At 65.7% G+C, this 24057-nt stretch carries 20 protein-coding genes; 15 read left to right on the top strand and 5 right to left on the bottom strand.

Annotation, left to right across the window (positions count from 1 at the left end; genetic code table 11):
- Positions 1–160: 160 nt before the first annotated feature.
- The 3 genes from L2D00_14020 (at position 161) to L2D00_14010 (ending at position 6800) form a co-directional block, all read left to right on the top strand.
- Positions 161–1900 carry a BamA/TamA family outer membrane protein gene (locus L2D00_14020; GenBank protein WBQ12948.1) on the top strand — a complete coding sequence of 580 codons (1740 nt, stop codon included), beginning with the start codon at positions 161–163 and terminating at the stop codon, positions 1898–1900.
- 8 nt (positions 1901–1908) lie between these two features.
- A complete protein-coding gene (locus L2D00_14015) occupies positions 1909–6036 on the top strand; it encodes a translocation/assembly module TamB domain-containing protein (GenBank protein ID WBQ12947.1) in 4128 nt (1375 codons plus the stop codon).
- 89 nt (positions 6037–6125) lie between these two features.
- Positions 6126–6800, top strand: coding sequence for a hypothetical protein (locus L2D00_14010; protein WBQ12946.1), 675 nt, complete (start codon positions 6126–6128; stop codon positions 6798–6800).
- Here the strand turns inward: L2D00_14010 and L2D00_14005 are convergent.
- On the bottom strand, positions 6797–8029 hold the full coding sequence (locus L2D00_14005; protein ID WBQ12945.1) for a hypothetical protein: 1233 nt from the start codon (positions 8027–8029) through the stop codon (positions 6797–6799). The two genes, L2D00_14010 and L2D00_14005, sit on opposite strands and share 4 nt — an antisense overlap.
- Positions 8030–8275: 246 nt before the next feature.
- Between L2D00_14005 and L2D00_14000 the strand changes: the two genes are divergently transcribed.
- Genes L2D00_14000 through L2D00_13990 form a run of 3 tightly spaced genes read left to right on the top strand, consistent with a single transcriptional unit; the run spans position 8276 to position 13065 of the window.
- Positions 8276–8863, top strand: coding sequence for a TetR/AcrR family transcriptional regulator (locus tag L2D00_14000; GenBank protein ID WBQ12944.1), 588 nt, complete (start codon positions 8276–8278; stop codon positions 8861–8863).
- Positions 8860–9939: an efflux RND transporter periplasmic adaptor subunit gene (locus L2D00_13995; protein WBQ12943.1), complete on the top strand. Its 1080-nt coding sequence runs from the start codon at positions 8860–8862 to the stop codon at positions 9937–9939. Before L2D00_14000 ends, L2D00_13995 begins: the two co-directional genes overlap by 4 nt.
- 30 nt (positions 9940–9969) lie before the next feature.
- Positions 9970–13065 carry an efflux RND transporter permease subunit gene (locus tag L2D00_13990; GenBank protein ID WBQ12942.1) on the top strand — a complete coding sequence of 1032 codons (3096 nt, stop codon included), beginning with the start codon at positions 9970–9972 and terminating at the stop codon, positions 13063–13065.
- Here the strand turns inward: L2D00_13990 and L2D00_13985 are convergent.
- Positions 13062–14063 (bottom strand): DUF1311 domain-containing protein, encoded by a 1002-nt coding sequence (locus L2D00_13985; protein WBQ12941.1) that lies wholly within the window; start codon positions 14061–14063, stop codon positions 13062–13064. The genes L2D00_13990 and L2D00_13985 overlap by 4 nt on opposite strands.
- Before the next feature lie 227 nt (positions 14064–14290).
- On the opposite strand from L2D00_13985, the gene L2D00_13980 reads away from it, so the two are divergent.
- The 9 genes from L2D00_13980 (at position 14291) to L2D00_13940 (ending at position 21213) form a co-directional block, all read left to right on the top strand.
- Positions 14291–14434: a hypothetical protein gene (locus L2D00_13980; GenBank protein WBQ12940.1), complete on the top strand. Its 144-nt coding sequence runs from the start codon at positions 14291–14293 to the stop codon at positions 14432–14434.
- A 146-nt stretch (positions 14435–14580) separates the two neighbouring features.
- Positions 14581–14913 (top strand): hypothetical protein, encoded by a 333-nt coding sequence (locus L2D00_13975; protein WBQ12939.1) that lies wholly within the window; start codon positions 14581–14583, stop codon positions 14911–14913.
- Between the two features lie 155 nt (positions 14914–15068).
- On the top strand, positions 15069–15434 hold the full coding sequence (locus tag L2D00_13970; protein ID WBQ12938.1) for a hypothetical protein: 366 nt from the start codon (positions 15069–15071) through the stop codon (positions 15432–15434).
- 116 nt (positions 15435–15550) lie between these two features.
- The gene (locus tag L2D00_13965) at positions 15551–15907 is read left to right on the top strand and encodes a hypothetical protein (protein ID WBQ12937.1); all 357 of its coding nucleotides are present in this window, start codon (positions 15551–15553) and stop codon (positions 15905–15907) included.
- A gap of 258 nt (positions 15908–16165) precedes the next feature.
- The gene (locus L2D00_13960) at positions 16166–17074 is read left to right on the top strand and encodes a cobalamin B12-binding domain-containing protein (GenBank protein ID WBQ12936.1); all 909 of its coding nucleotides are present in this window, start codon (positions 16166–16168) and stop codon (positions 17072–17074) included.
- A 29-nt stretch (positions 17075–17103) separates the two neighbouring features.
- On the top strand, positions 17104–18546 hold the full coding sequence (gene ppsR / locus L2D00_13955; GenBank protein WBQ12935.1) for a transcriptional regulator PpsR: 1443 nt from the start codon (positions 17104–17106) through the stop codon (positions 18544–18546).
- A 52-nt stretch (positions 18547–18598) separates the two neighbouring features.
- Positions 18599–19516 (top strand): chlorophyll synthase ChlG, encoded by a 918-nt coding sequence (gene chlG / locus L2D00_13950; GenBank protein WBQ12934.1) that lies wholly within the window; start codon positions 18599–18601, stop codon positions 19514–19516.
- A 205-nt stretch (positions 19517–19721) separates the two neighbouring features.
- Positions 19722–20921: a geranylgeranyl diphosphate reductase gene (locus L2D00_13945; GenBank protein ID WBQ12933.1), complete on the top strand. Its 1200-nt coding sequence runs from the start codon at positions 19722–19724 to the stop codon at positions 20919–20921.
- A gap of 10 nt (positions 20922–20931) precedes the next feature.
- Complete coding sequence (locus tag L2D00_13940) at positions 20932–21213, top strand: hypothetical protein (protein ID WBQ12932.1); 282 nt, start codon at positions 20932–20934, stop codon at positions 21211–21213.
- A 9-nt stretch (positions 21214–21222) separates the two neighbouring features.
- Here the strand turns inward: L2D00_13940 and L2D00_13935 are convergent, their stop codons facing one another.
- From L2D00_13935 to L2D00_13925, 3 genes are all read right to left on the bottom strand, one after another.
- Positions 21223–21864: a c-type cytochrome gene (locus L2D00_13935; protein ID WBQ12931.1), complete on the bottom strand. Its 642-nt coding sequence runs from the start codon at positions 21862–21864 to the stop codon at positions 21223–21225.
- Between the two features lie 164 nt (positions 21865–22028).
- Positions 22029–22553, bottom strand: coding sequence for a YIP1 family protein (locus tag L2D00_13930; protein WBQ12930.1), 525 nt, complete (start codon positions 22551–22553; stop codon positions 22029–22031).
- A 120-nt stretch (positions 22554–22673) separates the two neighbouring features.
- Positions 22674–24025, bottom strand: a protein-coding gene (locus L2D00_13925; protein ID WBQ12929.1) for an IS3 family transposase whose coding sequence is annotated in 2 segments (ribosomal slippage) — positions 22674–23687 and positions 23690–24025 — 1350 coding nt in all. Because the reading frame shifts where the segments join, the coding sequence is not laid out codon by codon here.
- Between the last annotated feature and the right edge of the window lie 32 nt (positions 24026–24057).

Below are 24057 nucleotides of genomic sequence, written 5' to 3'. Positions count from 1 at the left end.
CCAGACCAGCAGTTTCACGCCAGACGGGACAGTTTTTGCACACGCGGCGCTGCCCCCGCCTCGCACACAGGCTCCCGGCCCGCTAGTGTGGGCGTCGGGGGGCCACAAGACGCCCGGTGCTGACCACGTGATTTTTCGCCCAACACGATATCTGATTGCCGTGCTGGCAGCCCTTGCGATGGGCCTGCCGGCGGCGGCAGCCGAACCGCTGGCCCGGATCGAGGGTGTGGAGGACGCCGCCCTGGCGCGGGCGCTGTCACGGGCCGTGGGCGAAGCGGATGCGCGCTCATCGGGTGAACCCGACGCGCCTTGGCGCGCAAGGGCCCGCGCACGCGAAGCCAGCGACATACTGGAGCGCTATCTCAATTCCCAGGGCTATTACGGTGCCGTTGTTGATCCGCGCGTGGACGATGACGGACAGGCGGTGGTGCGGGTGCGGCCGGGCCAGCGCTTTGTATTCGACGCGATCGCCATCGACTGGATGGACGCCGATGCGCCCGGCGCGCCCGGCGGCGAGGCGCAGGACGCGCTGAAGCTGGCGGTGGGCGATCCAGTTGTGTCAGCAGACGTCTTAGAAGCGCGCGGGCGCGTCGTGACGCTGCTCCACGAAAACGGATATCTTGAAGCGCGCGAGGGCGAGCACGACGTAATCGTCGATCACGCCACCCAGAGCGCCGATGCCGCCTTCCGCTTCCACCCGGGCCCGTTCATCCGCCTGGGCGCACCGCAATTTGCCGGTGGTCTGGCCGATCTGCGCCCCGGGTTCATTGAACGCCTGGCCCCCTATGAGATCGGCGATCCGGCCAGCCGCAGCGCGCTCAATGAGTACAGCCGCCGCCTGCAGGTGCTGCAATCGGTCTCGGTGGCCGATGTGCGCCTTGCCCCGGACGATGAAGACGGCTTGCGCCCGGTGGACGTGCGCGCCGATCCCACACCGCGCCACCGCATCGAGGGCGCGGTGCGCTGGTCCACATCAGAAGGTGCCGGCGCGGAAGCGGGCTGGACACGGCGCAACATGTTTCGCGGGGACGAGACGCTGCTGATCAGCGGTCAGGCCGCCGAGCTGGTCCAGGGCTTCATCACGCGCCTTACCGTGCCGCATTGGCGCCGCTACGGTCAGGACCTCACCCTCAGCGCCGAGCTTCTCGCCGAGCGCACCGACGCCTTTGATCAGAACGTGTTCCGGGTCTCTGCAACCGTCGCCCGCCAGATCACCGACCGGCTCAGCGTCACCGCCGGAACACGGCTGCAGACCGCGCGGGTGACGGATGTGCTGGGCACCCGGTCGGCGACCACCTTGTCTCTGCCCACCGGCGTCATCTGGGACGGGCGCGACAGCCTTCTGGACCCCCAGCGCGGCATTTATCTGAACGCCACTGCCGCGCCGGGCTGGTCCATTGGCAGCCAGGAGACGCGCTATATCCGCGTGGAGAGCGGCCTGCGCGCCTATTATCCGCTGAGCGACACGCTGGTTCTGGCCGCGCGTGTGCGCGCTGGCGCAGTCCTGGGCACGTCGCCGGACGCGCTTCCGGCCGACGAGCGCTTCTATGCCGGCGGTGGCGGATCGGTGCGCGGCTATGACTTCCAGTCGCTATCACCCCAGCGCTTCAATCCCGATACCGGTGAAGACGAGGTGTTCGGCGGACGGTCGCTGGCCGAATTCAGCGCCGAGGCGCGTTGGCGCCGGTCAGACCGCCTCGGCTTTACAGCCTTCATCGATGGCGGCGCGGCCGGGCCGGAGCTCAGCCCGGACCTGGGCGACATCCGCTACGGGGCGGGTCTGGGCGTGCGCTATTATCCGGGTTTCGGCCCGCTGCGCTTTGACATCGCGACGCCGCTCGACCGGCGCTCCGGCGAAGGATGGGTACAGGTTTACATCTCCATCGGGCAGGCTTTCTGATGGCAGACATGACACCATCTTCCCCCGCCCCCAAGCAGCGGCGCCGCTGGCGCGGCTGGGCGATCGGCATTGGTGCGGCGCTGACCACGCTGCTCGTCATCCTGGCGTTGGTGATCGTGTCGGGCGTGCTGCTGCTCAGCGGCCCGTTCGGGCGCGAGCTGGTGCGCGAGACCGTCAACGGACGCGAGATCGCCGGCTATGGCCAGGTGGAGATCGGCGCCATCAGCGGCAATGTGCTGGGAGGGTTCGGGATCGACCGCATCCGTGTGCGCGATGCCGAGGGCGTATGGCTCGATGCGCGCGACGTGACCATCGCCTGGTCGCCCTGGGCGCTGCGCCGTTATGTGCTGCGCATTGATGCGCTCACCGTGCGCGAGGTCACGATGTCGCGCCGTCCGGTGCGCGCCGAACGTCCGCCCCCGGAGGAACCGTTCGACCTGTCCCGCCTGCCCGGCATCCGCGTGGGCGAAGCGCGCATTGACGCCATTCACGTGGCTGAAGGAATCGCCGGACCGGCCGCCGTCTACGCCCTGTCGGGCGATCTTCGCCATGATGGCGGACGCTGGCTGGGCGCGTTGGACGCGCGGCGCACCGACGCCGTGGGGGACCGTGTTCTGGCCGAGATCGATGTGTCTGACACGGTCGCGCTGGACGCCCGTTTCGACGCGCCGGCGGGCGGCTTGCTATCGCGGCTGCTTGATGCCGAAACGCGGGGTGCCACAGGCGTCATCACCGCATCCGGCACGCTGGACGACGGGTCGGGCGATGCCGGCATCTATATCGGCGGCGAGCTGGCATTGGACGGGCGTCTCAGCTGGGCGAACCAGGTGGCGCAGGCCTCCGGTCAGGTCCGGCCCGACGCCTGGAGCCGGCTGGCGCGCATATCCGAGTGGCTGGGCGGCACGCTGAACGTGGAGGCGCAGGCGCCTTTGGGCCGCGAGGGCATCACCGCACCCGATATCAGCCGGCTCACCGCCCTGATCGCGGCACCCAATGCCCGGCTCGAGGTGGCCATGACCGCGCCGCGCATCGGCCGGATCCAGCTGGAGGCGCGCAGCGCGCTGGTGGCGCTCGCCACCAATGACGCTGTGTGGGCCGAGGGTCTGATGCTGGACGGCGTGGCGGACCTGTCAGGCGACACCCCGGTCTTCACCGGTGAGATCGCCGGGCGCGCCGTCACCCTGCCCGGCGGCATAAGAATGGGCACCGTCAGGGGTCCGGTGTCCACGCAAGGCGGACTGGATGCACCGCGCATCACGACTGAACTCGCCGTCAGCGGCGCGTCCTACGATGTCGATGCGCTGGACCGCCTGATCGGCCAGGCGCCGCACATCTCCGCTGACTTCACCTTCGTGCGTGAGGACACCAGCATCGAGATGCACAGCTATGTGGCGCGCCTGCCCACCGGGGTCTTCTCCGGATCGGGCAGCGTGTCGGTGCCTGAGCGCCGCTGGCGCGTGGCGGCGCAATCAGACCGGGCCCGCTTCGACCGGCTGGTGGACCTGATCGAGGGCGAGGGCGCCATCGCCCTGAACGCGGCGGGCGATTTCGCCGGCGCGCTGACCTTTGACGCCCAGCTGGACGGCTTCACGCCGGCAGGGGAGCTGGCCGAGCGCCTGGAAGCGCCCTTGTCTGCCGCCGTGTCCGGCCGGCGCGAGGCGGGCGGCGGGCTGTATCTTGACGGGGTGAGCGCTGAAGGTCCGCAATTTGCGCTGGAGGCGCGCGGCGAGCAGGCGGGCCAGGACTGGCGCTTCAACGGAGACCTCGCCTGGTCAGGCTCCTCGCCGCTGGCGGCCCTGACGCTGGAGGGCGCGCTGGAGGCCGCGTTCGAGGCGCAATATGGCCCCGAAGGTCTCGATGTGCGGCTGGATGCAACGGCAGGCGCGCTCAGCGCCGGTCCGCTGGGTCTCACCGGCGCGCGCCTGCGCGTGGAAGCCGCGGGTCCGCTGGATGCGCTGTCCGGTGCCGGACGCCTCACCGGTGCCAGCGATCGCGGACCGGTGGATGTGGCCGCCGAGTTCGCCCGCGACGGCGGAACCATCCAGCTCAGCCGCCTCAACGGCCAGCTGGCGGCGGTGCGTATTGACGGGACGGCTCTGGTGGGACCGGAAAACATCGCCGCCGACCTCGTCGTCACACCGGTCAGCGGATTTGGCGAGATGTCGCTGCAGGCCGAGCTGCGTGAAGGCATGATCGCCGTGCGCGCCGAGGCGGAAGACATTGTCGGCGAGGATCTGGCCTATCTCGACCGCTTCCTGCTGACCCTCAACGGACCGCTGGACGCCGTCGCCGTGCGTCTGGAGGCCGAAGGCGCCTATGGCGCTGTGTTCAATGCGCAGTCTGACGGTGTCTTGCGCCTGACCGGCGCGCCGGGCGCAGACGTGACGCTGGATGGACGTTACGGCCCCTACGCCATCGCCACGCTGGAACCCATCGAGGTGGAGGCCGGCCCGGTTGCGTCGCTCGGTCTGGCGCTGGCCATCGGCAATGGCACGCTGCATGTGCGCGGCACCGGGGGCCAGGCACCCGTCCTCACAGCCTGTCTGGAGTCCGTTCCGGCGGGCGTCTTGTCCCTGCGCCGGGCGCGCAGCCCGGTCATCGGCTTGCTCAGCGGCGATCTGACCGCAAACCGCACCGAAGGCGTCTGGCGCGCGGACGCCACCCTGTCAGGCTCCGGCCTGCGCCCGCTCGAAGCGCCCGACGCCGAGGCGCTCGCCGGGCAGGTCCGGCTGGTCATCGATGAAACCGGGCTGGCCCTGACCGCCAGCGCTGAAGGCGTCGGCTTGAGCGCCCGCGCCGATGCCCGGATCGCCAGCGGTCCGGTAGGCGGACCTGATGACGTGATGCGCGCTGACGCGGCTTTGTCCGGCGAGGCGCGGGTGCAAGGCGAGATCGGGGCGCTGGCCGCTTTCCACCTGGCCGCCGCCCAGACGATCTCTGGCGGGGCGAATCTCTCCGCACACCTGACCGGCACGGTGGGCGCGCCACGCTTTGAGGGCAGTCTGGGGCTGGAGGACGGCGTCTTCCGCGACGGCCGCGCCGGGCTGGCGGTGGAAGCGATCTCGCTGCTCGCCCGCTTCAGCGAATCCAGCCTGATCGTGGAGCGCCTGACCGCGACCGATGGCAATGCCGGCACGCTGAACGGCGCGGGCGAGGTGCGCATCGGGCCAGAGGGCCTGGGCACGCTGGAGGCCGATCTCAATGTCGATTTCCGCCGCTTCCGCCTGGCCGGCAGCCCGGATCTGGAAGCCATCGGTACGGGCGATGTGCGCTTTCAGTTTGCGGATGAAGAGGGCCTGATCACCGGCAGCGCGGTCATCGACCGCGCTGAAATCCGCCCGCCCCAGGCCTCGCGCCCCTCCATCCCCTACATCACCGTGACCGAGATCAACGCGCCGGGCGGGACAAGCGACGCTCAGGGCCGCTCCACACCGGTCCGGCTGAACTACGCCGTCAGCGCCCCGGCGCGCATCTTCGTGCGCGGACCGAATTTCGACACCGAATGGTCGACGAATCTGGAGATCACCGGCACGCTGGACGCCCCCTATGTCAGCGGCGTGATCAATGCCGAGCGCGGGCGCGCCGACATGCTGGGCCGGGTGTTCCAGGTCGAACAGGGGCGCGTCACCCTGAACGGCGATCCCGGCGCAGCGCAGCTCGATATCTCGCTGGCGCGCCAGGCCCGTGACATCACGGCGCGGGTGCGGGTGCGCGGCACCGCGCGCGATCCGCGCATCTCGCTGGCCTCGACGCCTGCCCTGCCAGAAGACGAGATCGCTGCCCGGCTGGTGTTCGGCGAGGGGGCGGCCAATCTCAGCGCGGTGGAATACGCCCAGCTCGCCGCGTCGCTGGCGTCATTGTCCGGCGGATCGGCTTTCGACCCTCTGGGGGCGCTGCGCACCGTGGCCGGGCTCGACACATTCGGGGTGCGCACCGATTCAGGCGGCCAGACCGTGGTGGCCGGCGGACGCTATCTCACCGACACGGTCTATCTGGAGCTGGAAAGCGCCGGGTCCGATGGCGGTCCGACCACGCGGATCGAATGGGCGCTGACGCGCTCTGTCTCGCTCCTGTCGCGCCTGCGCGGCGATGGTGACGCATCGGTCGCGCTCAGCTGGCGCACCGAATACGACTGATGCCTCCTGCCAATTTGTCCGAACAAAGTTGACGTGCGCGCCCGCGGGCGCTTTGGTGCGCGCCGGACAATCGGGCGGAGGGGCGCGGCATGATCGGCACGGAATGGCTCTACAACGCTTTGGTATTCAGCCATATCGTGCTGTTCGCTGTCTGGCTCGGCGGCGATATCGGCGTGTTCATCCTCGGACAGCATTTCCGCAAGCGTGAGTTACCGCTGGAGACGCGCCTGCACTTCCTGCGCCTCCTGGTGCTCAACGATATGGGACCGCGCAGCGCCTGGGCGCTGATGGTTCCGGTGTCGATTTCCATGATCGCGGTGAGCTGGGTGCCACTGCCAGGCTGGCTCATTGCCTTGAGCTGGGCGGCCGGGTTCAGCTGGCTGGCCCTGGTGTGGGGCGCGTATCTCAACGCCGAAACCCCGCTGGCCGCGCGGCTCAAAACAATCGAGTTCTGGCTGAAGATCGTCCTCACACTGGGCTTCGTGGCGCTGACCATCGCCGGCCCGGCCGGATGGCTGGACCTGCCAGGCTGGCTGGGGCTTAAGGCCGGGCTGTTCACCGCCATCTTCGCCATCGCGATCATGATTGATGTGAGCTACACGCCCGTCGGCCCGCTGTTGCAGCGCCTGATCACGGACGGCTCCAGCGACGGAACCGAGGTCCCGCTCCTGCGCGCCATGAACCGCACCCGCCTGTGGGTGCTAGGGCTCTACGCCCTGCTCATCGCCATCGGCGCGGTGGGCGTGTTCAAGCCGGGCTTCTAGCCAAACAGCGCCTGCACCATGTCGGGGAACTGGCCCGTCGCCATGAAGGGCAGCATGAGCGCCAGCGTCACCGACACCGCCAGGCCGATCCCGGCGCGGCCGATATCGGCGGCCACGTCCTTCACGGCGGCGCCGCGCGGCTGCAGGCGGGTCATGAAGGTGATGGCAATCTCCCGGCCTGCCAGCAGACCCAGGAAGACATAGGTGGTGCTCATCGGGATATCGTTCAGCTCCTTGAAATACATCAGGATCAGCCCGTACAGGAAGTCCACCACCGTGGCCGAGCGCACGTCCACCGTATTGGTCTTGCGCAGGACGATCTTCTGAATCTCGCCGCCGCGCGCGGCGAAGATGATGGCGTGCAGACCGACCATCAGCAGCGTGGTGAAGATCAACAGGCCGATGGAGAAGGTCACCTGCACACTGCCGTCCGGCAGCAATGTGGTCTCGCGCGGCAGGTAGATGAAGATATTGGCCAGGTCCTGCATCAGCCATTGCGACCACAGGAACCCCGTGGACAGCCATTGCAGCACGAACCAGGTATTGAAGCGGCGGGTGAAGAAGGCCACGAGCACCGCGAACGCCACCACGGCCCCGGCACCGATCAGGTTCAGGTTCTCCGCGCTCGGCAGGGCGGGACCGTTGACCAGCAGATAGACCAGAACGCAGATCAGCGCCGCCACGGCAGGCACGGTCCACCACGGATCGCCGTCATCATCGACCTCGGTGCGTGCCACCCATTTTTCAAACGCGCGGGAGATCACCACAAAGATGATGCCGCCTGTGGCGAACGCCACGCCATAGCCGATCAGGCTCTTGAGCAGCATGTCGCCCAGCACACCGGCTGTCGCCGCACCGCCCGTCAGCGTAAAGATCGTCAGCACAAGGAATGTCGTGGAGACCGGGATGCCGAAGCGGGTCAGCACCAGGAGGGCCAATGGCGGCAGGACATGCCACCACTGGATGCCGGTGTCCGGGAACGGGATACGATTGAGGCGTCCGTAGGCGATATCGCCATCATAGGCGAAATATCCGTACACCATCACGATCACGATGATCGTGGAGGCGAACGCCCACAGGACCAGCCAGGGCCGTTTGGCGTTGGAGGCGAGGAAGGTCCCAAGGGTCTGGATCACGTCGTTGGCGACGATGGCATACGCCGCAAACAGGAAGCCGATGAGTGCCCAGAGCGGCACGCCCAATATCGCAACTGAAGCCAGATCCGGCATCAAAATCCCCGTTCCACCGGCGCGCAGCGCCCCTCGCAGCCCCGATACCGCGCCGGACGCACGCAGCAAAGCAATTCCTGCGGCTGGATTCGCAATTTCAAGGAAATGTCATACAGCGCGCGGGCGTCAGACATGCCGGATATGGCGAAAAACTCATCTGCCGCGTCTTGAACAATCCGTCTGGTCGGTCTAAATCAAAACCGACCAGACGGTATAGATGCACTGCAGCAATTTCTTGGAAGCCCCATGACCGACGCCCGCTCCATCGCCGATTCCAGCCCTGACACGGTCCGCCCGGCGACGCGCGACGTGATCCTGGACGCAGCCGAGCGCGTGGTGTCGCGCGAGGGCTCTGGCCGGCTGACCATTGACGCGGTGGTGCGCGAAAGCGGCTTCTCCAAGGGCGGGGTGCTGTACAATTTCCCCTCCAAGCAGGCGCTGATCGAGGGCATGGTCTCGCGCCTGATCGCCCAGGCGCAGGCCGATTGCGAAGCCGCGCTGGAAGGGGCCGAAGCCAGCGGTGCCAACCCTGTGGCCGCCCTGCTGCAAGCCATGCTGACCTTCAAGCACGCCAATCGCGACGTGGCGATGGCCCTGCTCGCCGCTGCGGCGGAATCGCCTGAATTGCTCGATCCGGTGCGCGAGATGATGGCGCGCATCCGAGAGGATGTGATCGGGCGCGCGCCCGATCCGGTCATGGCCCGCATCGCGCTATTGGCCGCTGACGGCATTCACCTGGCCGACCTGCTCGGCCTCGAAATGATCACCCCTGATGAGCAAGAGGCCGTTGAAGCCCGGCTCGTCCAGCTGGTTTCGGAGCCCTCCCCAAAATGACCCGCGCCGCCATAATGGTCTCTCTGGCCGTCATGCTGATTGTCGCCGCCTGCAGCCCGCAGCCGGTTGAGACAGAACCTGTCCCGCGCCTGGCGCGGGTGGAAACCGTGCGCAGCGCGGAGACCGCCGGCTTGCGCGAGTTTGTCGGCCGCGTCGAGCCGCGCCTGAGCGTCGATCTCGCCTTCCAGGTGGGCGGGCGGCTGTCTGCCTTCCCGGTTGTCGAGGGCCAGATCCTACCCGAAGGCGAAGTGGTCGCGACGCTGGACGCCGCCGACTTCGCCCGCGCCGTGCGTCAGGCCGAGGTACAGCGCCAGCAGGCCAGTCAGAATCTGGAGCGTCAGCGGACGCTGAACGAACGCGGCATCGCGTCGGATGCGGCGCTGGAACAGGCCCAGACCGAGTTTGACCTGCAAAGCGTCGCTCTGGAGACCGCGCGCCAGAACCTGCGCTATGCCACCATCAACGCGCCCTTCCAGGGTCTCGTCTCGCGCCGGCTGGTGGATAATTTCACCACCGTCTCCGCCGGCCAGCCCGTGGCGCGCCTGCAGGACATGAGCGAGCTGCGTGTGGCGATCCAGATCCCGGAAAGCATTGTGGCCGTGGTCGACCAGACCCAGCCGGCCGAGCTGACCGCCCGTTTCCCCTTCCTGCCCGGCGAGACGTTCCCGCTGACCTTCAGGGAGCTGGGTGCAGAGCCGGAGCCGGCCTCACGCACATACACCGCCCTGTTTGCCCTGCCGCCGGACTTGCCGGGCAATATCCTGCCGGGCATGACCGCCACGGTGATGGTGTCGCTCGACGCCCTGACCGGCTCCGATCCGGAACTGGTGCGTGTCGCCGCCGGGGCGCTCAGCGCGGCACCGGACGGGGGGTTCCGCGTCTGGGTCTATGACCCGGAGGCCGGACTGGTGCGGGCGCGCGATGTGGAGATCGGCCCCATGGGCGGCGATATGGTGGTGATCCGCCACGGCCTGGAGCCGGGCGAGCAGATTGTCACCACCGGTGTCAGCGCCCTGTTCGACGGCATGCGCATCCGGCCCATGCAGGGGCGCAACGGTCTCGCCTCCGGCCGCTAGGGCTGGCTTCACTCACTCGGGATATTCGCCATGGCGGACACCAGAACCAATGCGGCCATGTCTGTGGCGCGCCTGTCCATCGAAAAGCCGGTGCTGACCTGGATGGTCATCCTGGCCTGCTTCTTCGGCGGGATTTACGGGATCAACACGGTCGCCCAGCTGGAAGACCCCGCCTTCACCATCAAGCAGGCCCTGGTCTACACCGCCTATCCCGGCGCGTCCGCTGAAGAGGTCGAGCGCGAGGTCACCGAGCGGCTGGAAACCGCCATACAGCAAATGCCGCAGCTGCATGCGGTCTATTCCAAAAGCCAGCCCGGGATCAGCGAGATCACGGTAGAAATCGCTGACCGCTATGCGTCCGGCGACCTCACCCAGATCTGGGACGAGCTGCGCAAGCGGCTGAGTGACGCCGCTCCGGGCCTGCCACCGGGCGCGCGCGAACCGCAGGTAATTGATGATTTCGGCGATGTGTACGGGATTTTCTACGCCGTCACCGCACCGGGCTATACCGACGCGGAAGTGCGCGACATCGCCGCGCTTTTGCGCCGGGAGCTTCTGGTCACGCAGGGCGTGTCCAAAGTCTCCACCGACGGCGTGCCCGAGGAGCGCATCTATATCGAGATACCGCAGGAAAATCTGGCCCGGCTCGGCCTGCCCGTGGGACAGGTGCTCGAAACCCTCTCCAGCGAGAATGTCGTGGTGTCCGCAGGCGAGGTGACCGCCGGCGATCTGCGCGTGCGCGTGAACATGCCCGGCTCCATCGGCGGGGTGGCGTCCATCTCCAACCTGCTCATCTCGCCGCGCGATTCAGGCCAGACATTGCGCCTGTCCGATCTGGGAGAGGTGATCCGCGCGCCCGTCGAACGCGCCGAAGTCTATATCTTCCACAATGGCGAGGCGGCCTTCACGCTGGGCGTGTCCGGCCTGCCCAGCGCCAATATCGTGGATGTAGGCCGCGCCGTGGAAGCGCGCCTGGCGCTGATCGCCGAGGAGCTGCCGCTGGGCGTGGAGATCGCCCCGATCTACCAGCAGCACCGGGTGGTGGAATCCTCCATCAACGACTTCCTGATCTCTCTCATGCTGTCGGTGGCCATCGTCATCGGCGTTCTGTGCCTGACCATGGGCTGGCGCGCGGGCGTGGCCGTGGGCTCGGTGCTGCTGCTCACCGTCATGGGCACTTTGTTCTTCATGTCGGTGTTCGGCATCACCATGCAGCGCATCTCGCTGGGCGCGCTGATCATCGCCATGGGCATGCTGGTGGATAACGCCCTGGTGGTGACGGAAAACATGCAGGTCGCCGTGCAGCGCGGGGTCAAGCGCCTGAAGGCCGCCGAGGACGCCGCTGCCAACACGCAATGGCCGCTGCTGGGGGCCACGGTAATCGGCATCATGGCCTTTTCCGGCATTGGCCTGTCGCCCGATTCCACCGGCGAGTTTCTGTTCTCGCTGTTCGCCGTGATCGCCATCTCGCTGATGCTCAGCTGGGTGCTGGCGCTCACTGTCGGGCCGATGATCGCCTACCACCTGTTCAAGTCGGAACGCGGCACGGTCGCCGACCCGTATGCCGGGCGGCTCTATCGCGGTTATGGCGCGATCCTGACCGGTGCCCTGAAGCGCCGCTGGATCACGATGGGTGTCCTGGCCGCCATCACCGTGACCAGCTATTGGGGCTTCGGCTTCGTCAAGGCGTCCTTCTTTCCCAATTCCAACACGCCGATATTCTTCGTCAGCCTGACCCAGACCCAGGGCACGGACGTGCTTGCCTCGCGCGATCTCGCCCGCGATCTGGCGCGCTGGGCCGGCGGACAGCCGGGCGTCACCCAGGTGGATGCCTTTGCCGGCCGCGGCGCCACGCGCTTCATGCTCACCTACAATACCGAACAGCCCAATGCCGCCTTCGCCCAGCTGATCGTCCAGACCGAGGACATGCGCGATATCCCCGACGTGGAGGCGCGCATTCTGGACTATCTGGCTCTCGACTACCCCCATGTGCAGGCGCGCTCGGACCGCATCGTGTTCGGCCCGCCCTCGGGTGCCCAGCTGGAGGCACGCTTCCAGGGGCCCGACTCGCGTGTTCTGCGCGAACTGGGCGAGACGGCGATCGTGCGCTTGCGCGAGGAGGCCGGCGTGCGCGATCTGCGCACCGACTGGCGCAATCAGGCGCTGATCCTGACGCCTCAGATCGTCGAGGCGCGCACGCGCACAGTAGGCGTGACCCGCGGCGATATCGGCGAGGCGCTGCGCCTGGCCACAGACGGTGACCAGATCGGCGTCTACCGCGAGGGCATTGATCTCATCCCGATCGTGGCGCGCGCGCCGGCCAGCGAACGCGCCCAGCCCGACAATCTGTCAGACCGGCTGATCTGGAGCCCGGCACAGAACGCCTACGTGCCCATGAGCCAGGTGGTGTCGGGCTTTGCGCTGCAGGCCGAAGAGACGCTGATCCTGCGCCGCGACAAGGTGCGCACCCTCACGGTCCAGGCCAATCCTCAGCCCGGCGAGACCGCAGCCCAGGCCTTCGACCGCTTCTCCGCCGTGGTGAGCGCCATGGAGCTGCCGCGCGGCTATCGCGTGGAGTGGGGCGGCGAATATGAAGCCAACCAGATGGCCAATGAATCCCTGGGCGGAGTGCTGCCGATCAGCTTCCTGGTCATGCTGGCGGTGAGCTTCGCGTTGTTCATGACCGTGCGTCAGCCGCTCATCGTCTGGCTGATCGTGCCGATGTCGGTGGTCGGCGTGACGGCGGGCCTGCTCGCGACGGGCATCGCCTTCTCCTTCACCGCCTTGCTCGGCCTGTTGTCGCTGTCAGGCATGCTGATCAAGAACGCCATCGTGCTGATCGACGAAATCGACCGGCGCATCCGCGAGGGCGAGGCGCCCTGGGGCGCGCTGGTGGATGGCTCGGTCAGCCGTCTGCGGCCGGTCCTGCTGGCAGCCGGCACGACGATCCTGGGGATGACGCCGCTCCTGGGCGACGCCTTCTTCCAGGGCATGGCGATGACCATCATCTCCGGCCTCGCCTTCGCCAGCATCATCACGCTGGTGGCGGTGCCGGTGATCTACGCCCTGTTCTTCGCGATCCGCGTGCCGAAGCCCGCCGCCGCGCCTGACGCTGGCCGTCTCTAGTAGCGCGGGCGGTTCAGGCGGACATCGATCCACTCCAGCGACCGGCTCACACCCATCAGCGAGAACGTCGCCAGCCGGTCCTGGCCGCGCGTATCGACATACTGGACGGTCAGACGCCCGCCGCGCCGCATGGCGGTGATCAGGCGGGCGGTGGACTCCGGATCAGACAGCACGAACGCACCCGACGCGTCGGCCGAGTAGTGGGTCTGGGGCCGGAACACGATCGGGTTGCGCCCGTCGACCCGTACCGAAATGGCGCGCGCGCCATCCACCGGGTGCTGATCGGACGTGAAGACGATGTCATAGCCCTGACCCGTGGGGCGGGCGCGCAGCTCCAGCCGGTGATCGGCCCGGTCATTCCCGCCCGTCGTGGTATCGGCACTGCACATCCCGCCGCGGCGGCAGCTGGCGGTCCATTGCTGGAAACGCTCGGTCTCCACCGCGCAGAACGGGCCTTCACACTGGGTGGGGTCGGCGGGCCAGCCCGGCTGACCCGGATTGGCGGGGGAGCCCGGCTGGGTAAAGCCGGCATCGATCTGGCCGGCCAGTTCCGCCAGGCGCGCGCGCTGGGAGCGCAGCAGCGACACGCGGCAGGACGTGGCCTGCAGATTCCGCTCGGCATAGGTCTGGCCCAGCATCGCGCCCTCGAAATCACACTGGAAATCGAGATAGCTGCGCCAGGTTTCGCGCGCAAAGCGCAGCGCCTCGGCCTCTGTGGCCCGCTGGAAACTGTCCTCGCGCCCGGTGACCATGGAGATCAGGCGCTGATAGGTGATGTCGTAATGGCTTTCCGCTTCCAGCAGCAGGCGCGACAGGCAGGCGCGCAATTCCAGCTCGCCCCCGGCCGAGCGGCGGCATTCATCCAGCGGTGTGGCGGCGTAGAACCCGCCCCATCCCGGCTGCTGGGCCGGGGCCCATCGGGCGTTATCGGCGATAGCGGGTGCCGCAATGAACACGGCAGCGACGGCGAGCACTTTGGCGGCGGCGGATAACGACATGGCGAACCCCTTCAGGACTGGAGCCGGCGCCTCCCCCTTGATGCCGCCAACCCGCGATTCTGGTCACTATAGCGCGTGAATGTGGGCGAGCATAAGGCTTCGTTAACCATTTTTTTCTGCCCGTTGCGAAGTCGTTGCGGTGTCTGCCGATTGACACCGGCAGGCGGTAGCCGTCCGGGGCGCGTCCGTTTAGGCTGGACACGCTGAAGCTACAGGAGATGCGCCCGATGACCGAAGAAGCGAACAAGACCGACGCCCGCCAGGGCGTGCGCAAGCCGGGTCAGGAACGCGTGCTGCGCCGGTCGCTGATCTTTTCGGCCATCGCCCTGGTCGTGGCACTGGCCGCCGTCCTGATCTGGCGCGCACTCTGACTTGGGTGTGCCGGCCCTGAACGCCGTGACAGCCTGCCTAAAAAGGCGATTGCGCGCGCCAATGGACGTGATAATGTCCGCTTCGATCCGGAGCGGCTGTCGAGGACAGTGCGCTGATGGCCGGAGCTACCCGGATGAAAATCGTCATGAAGAGTGTTCTCTTTGGCGCTGCGTCAGCCCTGCTGCTGGCGTCGGCTTCTTTTGCTTCGCCCGCCGGTCAGGTGTTCGAAGTGACCGGTGCCGAGACCGGCGCGGTCTACACCATGAGTTTCGAGACTGACGGCGCCTATGTTCTTGAAGCGGGCGGCACATCCAGCGCCGGGACATGGACCCTGGAAGAGGGCGTGCTGTGTCTGGACGCCGCCGAAATCGAAGAACCCAATTGCGGACCCTGGTTCAACCTTGAAGTCGGCGAGTCGGTCGTCTCGACCGAATGGTCGCAAGACGGGTCCGATGTGACGTTCCTGCGCGTCGAGTAGCCCACCACGTTTGCTGCACCGAACCCCGCGCCGCATCCCGGCGCGGGGCCTTATTGTGCGAATTGCAATCTGGCCCGCCTCTTGCGTCGCGCTCCGCGATGGTGAAATCTGCGTGAGGGCGCGATCTTGGGGGTTGTAGGGCCATGAGACGTTTAGTGAAAACCATGCTGGCCGCTGCGCTGGCCGTGCCCGCCGGCATCATGCTGATGCTGGCCGCGCCCGATACCGCCCAGGCGCAGTCTGCGCTGGGCCCCGAGGGACGCGTCTATGCGGTGGAAACCCGGCAGGGGCGCTACACCGCCCAGTTCCGCCGCGGGGGTGATTATCAGGACTCCCGTCCGCGATCGGGATCCTGGCAGTTTGACGGCCGCACGCTATGCGTCCTGTTTCACGCCGCTTCACGCACCGAGCCCGAATACGAGATCTGCAAGCCCTATCGTGAACTGGCCGTGGGCGAGAGCTACGAGACCAGTGCCTGGACGGGCGATGGCAGCGCCGCACGCATCACGCGGGTGGAATAGCGCGAGCGGTTACAAACTGGCCTGCCCGGCGAGACGCGCCCTGTGCGCTCTGCTATGATGGGTGCAAGGTTTAACTAGGTCCGAGGGGGCCAGTCGAGACTTGAGGGAGTCCGCCCATGGGACGTTTTTTTGGTCAGCTGACCGGCCGGTCGCTACGCTTGAGCATCACGCTCTTTCTGGCGTTCGTCTTGTCCTATCTGTTTCTGGGCGTGCTCGCCTTCCAGTTCCCGGACATGTTGCAAACCATGCTGCGCTGGGCCTCGGACGTTGAGCGCTTCCTGACCACCACGGGTCTGCCGGCGCGCTACAATAACTTCGTCGAGATCTATCTGAACAAGGCCACGATCCTGCTGGTTTTCCTCACGGTCATCGCGCGCGTCGTGATCGCTGTGGTCGGCACAATCGCCAGTGAATCCCTGCGCAGCCTGAACCCGCCCCCGGCCAGGCACACCGCAACGCGCAAGGCGGCCTAGTCCCGGCGGCGAGGCCATGTTACACGCCCGAGTGTCAACCGCGCGTGACAAAATGGTACGAATTTTCTGGCACTCGGCAAAAATACCTGTCAGGCTTTGCGATAATATCTGTGCAGGCCGGCCACGGGCACTATTGCCCCGATACGGTCTGACACCACCGCCGCTGGCACAACCGGCTGCGGTCAAAAAAGCAAAGCGTGGCGAACCTGGCAGCCCCTCCGCCGGTTACGGCCACCCCGGGGAGAGAAGGCATCCAACATGGCGCAGGCGGAATTTGACCGGTTCGGATTGGCGGGATTGGCCCGCACGACTCAGGCATCTCTTGACTGGAAGAATTGGAGGCGCGGCACCCGGCCCTGCGACCTCGATAAGGCCGGGCCGCCCAAAGAGGTGCTCGACAAGCTGATCGAGGCCGAGATTATTCCCCGCCTGATGCTGATCAACCGCGAAGCCGCCAATGCCGAAGGCCCGGCCCGCGCGCCGGCGGTGAAGACCACCGCGTTCGAGACCGAGCAGGTCAACAGCTTTGCGCTGCGCACGGTGAGCAGCGAGCCCCAGGCACTGGTCGACGAGGTCAATGGACTGCTGTTTGACGGGGCGACCCATGAGGACGTGCTGCTCAAGCTGCTCGCCCCGGCCGCGCGCCATCTTGGAAAACTGTGGGAAGAGGATGTGTGCGATTTCGCCGATGTCACCATCGGTCTGATGAAACTGCACCGCGTACTGGAGCGCATCAATGCCGACGCGCCCTGGAGCATGGGCTCGGGCAAGACGTCGCCACGGGTCCTGCTGGCACCGGCCCCCGGCGAGCAGCACGTGTTCGGGATTGTCATGGTGGGAGAGTTTTTCGCCCGTTCCGGCTGGCGCGTGCGGTGCGAATCAAGCCCGGATATGGACCATATCGTGGCCACCGTCGTCGATACGCATTTTGACGTGGTCGGCTTGTCGGCGAGTTCAGATGTGAAGATGAAAGACCTCAAGGGCTTGATCAAGCTGATCCGCTCAAGATCCCAGAACCCCGACATAATCATCCTTGTCGGCGGTCAGTTGTTTAATGAAGACATGGGCCTGGCCCGGCGCATCGGTGCCGATGCCACGGCCACGGATGGGGTGCGGGCGGTTGTAACAGCCGAGCGCTTGGTCCATAGGCTGGTGCAGGCGAGTTGATCGAGTTGAAATTATCACAAGGCGATTCCATGGACACCAAGGCCTCAGAGGGCCCGAATGCGAGGTTCCAATCCCGTGAGGTCGCCGGTTCGGCGTTCTCTGACGAGACGGCAGCGGACCTTGCCGCGAACGCGGCTGACCTCGCCTTGTTGATCGACAGTCGCGGCATCGTTCGCGACGCCGCGTTTTCCGGTGACGAGTTCTCCGAGGACGATGATGAGTTTGACAGCTGGATCGGCCGCAAATGGATCGATCTGGTCAATGCCGATTCGCGCGACAAGGTCGCCGCGCTGCTTGCCCCTCAGACAACGCCCGGCCAACGGCGCTGGCGCCATGTCAATCACGTCCAGCCCAGTGGTTCGGATCTGCCGGTGCGTTATTTCACCCTGCCGGCCGGACGCGAGGGCTGGACCCTTGCCGTCGGACGTGATCTGCGCGCCGCCTCGCGCATGCAAAAGCGCCTGATCGAAGCCCAGCGCTCCATGGAGCGCGACTACGCGCGGGTGCGCGAGGCCGAGACCCGGTTCCGCCTGCTGTTCCAGCTGGCGTCCGAGGGCGTGATCATCATTGACGGCAACACGTTCCGGATCACCGACGTGAACGCGGCAGCCTCGCGCCTGCTCGGACGCTCGTCCCAGCGGCTTGAAGGCCGCTCGCTGGAGGGCGCGTTCGGGACCGAGGCCGCCGATATCGTGCGTGAGACCCTGGCTGTTGCGCGCCGCACCGGCCGCACAGAGAAGATTGAACTGACACCGGAAGGGGCCAAGAAGCCCTGCCAGTTGCTCGCTTCGGTCTACCGTCAGGGCCGGGAGGTCTATTTTCTGGCGCGGGTCTCGGCGAAGGACGCGCATGGCGCAGCCGAAGCCGATGCCTCCATGGCGCGCCTCGCTGCAATCCTGCCGGACGCGCTGGTGCTCACCGGCGAGGACGGCAAAATCCTGTCGGTGAACGAAGCGTTCGCCGACATCGCCCAGCTCAGCGATATCGACTCGGCTGTGGGCGTCCCGATTGAATCCTATCTCGGCCGCACCGAAACCGAGGTGAACGTGCTGATGGCCAATTTGCGCGAGCATGGCGTCATCCGCAATTTTGCCACCCTGGTGCGCAGCCAGCATGATTTGCGCGAGGCGGTCGAAGTGTCTGCCGTGTCCGCGCCAGGCCCCACCGGCAACGTGTTCGGCTTTTCCATCCGCCCGGTCGGCCGGCGCCTTGTCGCCGGACGCCAGCGCGCCGGCGGTGCCATGCCCAGCACGGTGGATCAATTGTCTGATCTGGTCGGACGGGTCGCACTCAAGGACATTGTGCGCGAAAGCACGGACATGATCGAGCAGAGCTGCATCGAGGCTGCGCTGGCTCTGACCAATGACAACCGCGCCTCGGCGGCTGAGATTCTCGGCCTCAGCCGGCAGAGCCTGTATGCCAAAATGCACCGCCACAAGATCGGCGAACTGCAGCCCAAATCCGAGCACTGACAGACCGTCAAGTTTAGTTGACGGTCTGCGTTGTTCGCCTTAGCGTACAGGCATGGAGCGATCAGCCCCCTTGCCGTCACCAGACCTTCGAACGTCCTTGCTGGCGGTCGTGGAACTGTCCAAGCCGGTCACCTGGTTCCCGCCCATGTGGGCGTTCGGCTGTGGCGTTGTGTCGTCCGGCCAGTTCAGCCTCGGCAATATCGGTCTTCTGATTTTCGGCGTCCTGCTGGCGGGCCCTTTGCTGTGCGCCGGCAGTCAGGCGGTCAATGACTGGTTTGACCGCGAGGTCGACGCCATCAATGAACCCAACCGCCCCATCCCGTCGGGCCGCATTCCCGGCCGCTGGGGTCTGTGGATTGCCATTTTCTGGTCCATTGCCGGCCTTGTCTGGGCGTCCTTCCTGGGCGTCTGGGTGTTCGTGGCGGCCGCTGTCGGCGTCGCCCTGTCCTGGGCCTATAGCGCGCCGCCGGTCCGGCTCAAGCGCAGCGGCGTCTGGGGTCCGCTTTCGGTCGGCATTTCCTATGAGGGTCTGGCCTGGTTCACCGGTGCCGCCGTCATGGCTCAGGCCCTTCCGGACTCACGCACGATCATTCTGGCCGTCCTCTACAGCCTCGGCGCATACGGCATCATGGTGCTCAACGACTTCAAGGCGATCGAGGGCGACATCAAGATGGGGCTCAAATCCCTGCCCGCCGCGCTTGGTCCGCGCAAGGCCGCCTGGATCGCCTGCGCCACCATGGCCGCGCCGCAATTCGTCGTGATCGCCCTGCTCGCGATCTGGGGTCAGCCGGTTCACGCCGGCATTGTCGGCCTGTCGCTGGCAGTCCAGCTCGGACTGATGGTGCGCCTGATGCGCGACCCCAAGGCGCTGGCACCCTGGTACAATGCGACCGGGGTCACGCTCTATGTTCTGGGCATGCTGGCGAGCGCCTTTGCGCTGTCGGCTCTCAACCAGGCCCCCGGATCATGACAGGGCCGGCGCCCATCCCGCAAAAGTGCGTCCGAAATCCCGTCTTCGGCACCAAAAGGCGCGCTGCGGACATGGACAGCCGTCTCATGACCCCGAAATCCGGTCTGATGACCCCGAAAACCGGCCTCATGACACCGAAAGCCGGCCTCATGACCCCGAATGACACCGAGATATTCTCCGAATCGAACGCCTTGGGAGGTGGATAGTGACAGACACGGTGAAGAGTTATGACGCCGTCGTTGTGGGCGGCGGACCGGCCGGTGCCACAGCCGCCCAGAAAATCGCCGAGGCCGGCGCCTCCGTTCTGCTGATCGACAAACCCGGGCGCATCAAGCCATGCGGCGGGGCCGTGCCACCCAAACTTATCCGCACCTACAACATCCCCGAATCCCAGATCGTCGCTCGTACACAGGGCGCGCGTATCCTCGCCCCCTCGGGGCTCGAAGTGGATATGCCGATCGGCGAAGGCTATGTCGGCATGGTCGATCGCGAGCATTTTGACGAGTTCCTGCGCGAGCGGGCTGCCAGCGCGGGCGCGCAGCGCCGCAATGGCGCGGTCGAGGCCATGGAGCGCGACGAACAAGGCGCTGCAATCATTGTGTTTTCTCCCACTGAGGCACCCGAGGAAGCCGTGCGTGTGCGCGCCCGGGTCGTCATTGCCGCCGATGGCGCACGCTCCAAACTCGCCCAGCAGACCGTGAAGGGTGCCGAAAAGGTCAAGAGCGTGTTCGCCTATCATGAAATCGTGCGCGCGCCCGAAGCGGGCAGCCAGAGCCATTACGATCCCCAGCGCTGCGACGTGTATTATGACGGCAAGATATCCCCGGACTTCTATGGCTGGGTCTTCCCCCACGGTGCCGTGGCAAGCGTGGGGACAGGCAGCCAGGTGAAGGGCTTCTCGCTACGCGGCGCAGTGAAATCCTTGCGCGAATCGGCCGGTCTGGCAGATTGCGAAGTGGTCCGGCGCGAGGGTGCTCCCCTGCCCTACAAACCGGCACCCCGGTGGGATAATGGCCGTGACCTGGTCCTCGCCGGCGACGCCGCCGGTGCCGTCGCACCATCCTCAGGCGAAGGCATTTTCTACGCCATGACATCCGGGGAAATGGCCGCCGAAGGCGCGCTGGAATTCCTCGCCACCGGCAACGCCAAGGCACTTGCCAACGTGCGCAAGCGCTTCATGAAGGCACATGGCCGGGTCTTCTTTATCCTCGGGATCATGCAGCATTTCTGGTACCGCAACGACAAGCGCCGTGAGCGTTTTGTGAAGATCTGCGCCGACGAGGATGTCCAGCGTCTGACCTGGCAAGGCTATATGGAGAAAGAGCTGGTGCGCCGCGATCCGGGTGCGCACGCCAAGATATTTTTCAAGGACATGGCCCACTTGCTGGGTCTCTCCCCGCGCTGATGCGGCAGTCATGACAGAGCTTGTGTCGGACCTGTTCACGTCAGGACGGGTGGTCGATTTTATCCTGCTTGTGGTCGTGGTGGAGGTTATCGTGCTGGCGGTGTTTCCCCGCCTGCGCGGAGCCATGAGCCTCACCGATGTCGCCTTGCTGATCGCACCCGGGGTCATGCTGATGCTGGCGTTGCGCGGCGCACTCACCGGAGCACCCCATACGATAACGGCGGCCGTATTGGCCGCCGCTTTCGTATTCCATCTCTGGGATATTATCCGCCGGCGCCGGGGCGCGGCGTGAGGTCATCGCTTACTGAGCGACGCCGCCATTATCCTTGATGTAGGCGATCACATCGGCCCGCTCTTGCTCGCTGCGGATGCCGGGGAAAGCCATGATCGTGCCGGGAATGAACGCCCGCGGATTTTCGAGATACTCGAACATATTCTCCGCATCCCACACCACACCGGAATTGGCGTTGGCGTTGGAGTAGCGGAACCCTTCAACCGTACCGGCAGTACGACCGAAAATCCCGTAGAGAGAGGGGCCTACGCGATTCACGCCTTCCTCGATCACGTGGCAGGTCTGGCAGCGCACGAAGACGCGGCGGCCCGCCGCCGGATCACCGGTCAGCCCCGCTATCAGATACTCGCCCTCACCCGCGCCACCGGAACCGGCGGGAGGGGTTTCAGACGCCGGCTCTTCAGCGGCAGGCTCCTCAGACGCCGGCTCTTCAGCGGCAGGCTCCTCGGAAACGGGCTCTTCAGCAACCGGTTCTTCGGCCATGGGCTCTTCAGCAGCCGGCGTTTCGGCAGGTTCGGGTGCTGACATCTGCGTGCCCGTCAGTTCCGGTTCGTTGGGCTGCGTCCCGCTGGCGGGCTGTTCGCCGCTGTCACCGCAAGCGGCCAGGGCCGTGGATGCGATCAGTGCAGCAAAGAAACTGGTGGTTCTCATAAAGCCTGCTCCTCCGAATTTGGCAGACGGTGATAATAGCGCTCATTGCGCGGGGCGCCAGCCTTGTTATGAAAAATCACATATTTCCGATTCCGGCGTTCGGGAGCGTGCGTGATCGGGACAAGGTCAGGCTGGAAACAGGTCATGCGGCGTCCTTGAAGGCCTTATGGCACCATGCGGGGCGTCAGCGCCGCGCCCAGAGCGCCCGCGACAACCCACACCATCACAGCCGCAATGATCACAACGGCCAAGTATATCATCGCCTTTTCCCGGGGTGCCTTCATCAGCCTGGGCAAGCCGAGATAGAGCAGATAGAGGCTGTATAACCCGACAATGCCGAGCGCGGACAGGGCCGGCACGAGCTGGAAAATTCCGGCGAGCCAGGCGGCGGTCGAACCGTAGATCGCGACTTTGAATGCCTGGTTGCGGTTGGGGACGCCGCCAAACTGGCGGGCGAACGCATGAATGATGAAACCCAGTACCACCACGCCGATGATGGCGAAAACATACTGGATAACGGCCGCAGACGCCGCGTTGAAGAACGACGGCCGGTAGACTGTGCCCAACACGCCCATACCCCGGCCGAATATCTGCCCGCCTAAAAAGCCTGCAACCGGGCCGATTGCAGCCAGCGGCAGAGCATAAAGTAAAAGCAGATCGCGGATGGGCGTCGCTTCAACGTCGATCACGTCCCACGTGGGCTGTGGCTTAAGGAGAATCGCTCTGGCGCGATCTGTCCGTCGTCAGAACATTTGGCACAGATGGGATCGTAGATTAGTGGAGCATCGGCCTCGTCTGGTTGGTTGATATTAGGCGGCGTGCTTTCGGTGTTGCAAGCGTCGATGTTCGATGGTCTGTCGCTTGATCCTTTCACGCTCTTTGATGATGGCTGGGGCCCTGCCGAAGTAGGCGTCGGCGGGCGTCACGTTGTTCAGGCTCTCGTGGTAGCGTTGGTGATTGTAATGTTCGACGAACGCTTCGATCTGGGTCTCAAGATCGCCGGGCAGGAAGTAGTTTTCCAGCAGGATGCGGTTCTTCATGGTCTGGTGCCAGCGCTCGATCTTGCCCTGCGTCTGGGGATGGAACGGCGCACCGCGCACATGGCTCATACGCTGGGCCTCGATGTATTCGGCGAGCTCGCCGGCGATGTAACAAGGGCCATTATCCGACAGAAGGCGCGGCTTGTGATGGACGTTCACCTGGTCGCAGCCGGAAGCCGCGAGAGCGAGGTCCAGCGTGTCGGTCACGTCCTCGGCCCGCATATTGGTGCAAAGCTTCCAGGCGATGATGTAGCGCGAGAAGTCGTCGAGCACGGTTGACAGATACATCCAGCCCCAGCCGATGATCTTGAAGTAGGTAAAGTCGGTCTGCCACATCTCGTTCGGCCGGGTGGTCTTGGTGTGGAACTGGTCGGCGGCCTTGATCACGACATAGGCCGGGCTGGTGATCAGATCATGGGCCTTCAGCAGGCGATAGACCGTCGCCTCCGACACGAAGTAACGCGTCTCGTCGGTGAACCGCACAGCCAGCTCGCGCGGGCTCAGCTCGGACTGCTCCAGCGCCAGTTCGATAATCTGGTCATGCATCTCGGCGGGGATGCGGTTCCACACCCTGCTTGGCGCTGATGGCCGGTCCTCTAGCGCTTCAGGTCCGCCTTCCAGATACCGGTCATACCAGCGATAAAAGGTCCGACGGGCTATACCCAGCTTGTCGAGCGTGACCTTGGCAGGCAGGTGCGACTGCTCGACGATCCTGATGATCTCGAGCTTCTCGGATGCGGGGTACCTCATGCGTCGTCCTCCCCATCCGCGATCATGCTTTTTTTGAGCAGACGGTTCTCCAAGGTCAGATCAGCCACGCATTCTTTCCGGTCACGCGCCTGATGGCGCAGGTCCTTGACCTCGTCACTGGTGGCAGCACGCGCCGTGTCGCCCGCCAGTCGGCGCTTGCCAGCCTCCATGAACTCCTTCGACCAAGTATAATAAAGGCTCTGGGCTATGCCTTCCTTGCGGCACAGCTCGGCGATGCTGTCGTCACCGCGCAGACCTTCCAGAACAATGCGGATCTTGTCTTCAGCCGAGAAGTGTCGCCGGGTCGCTCGGCGAATGTCCTTCACAACGGTTGCAGCAGGGGCTTTGGGCTTTGTGGATTTGGAGCTCATCTTCGTTCCTTCGTCACTGCGACGAGACCCAA

The sequence above is a fragment of the Hyphomonadaceae bacterium BL14 genome, from assembly GCA_027627705.1.
Lineage (GTDB): Bacteria > Pseudomonadota > Alphaproteobacteria > Caulobacterales > Maricaulaceae > Oceanicaulis.
This window is presented reverse-complemented; position numbering and strand designations above follow the sequence as displayed.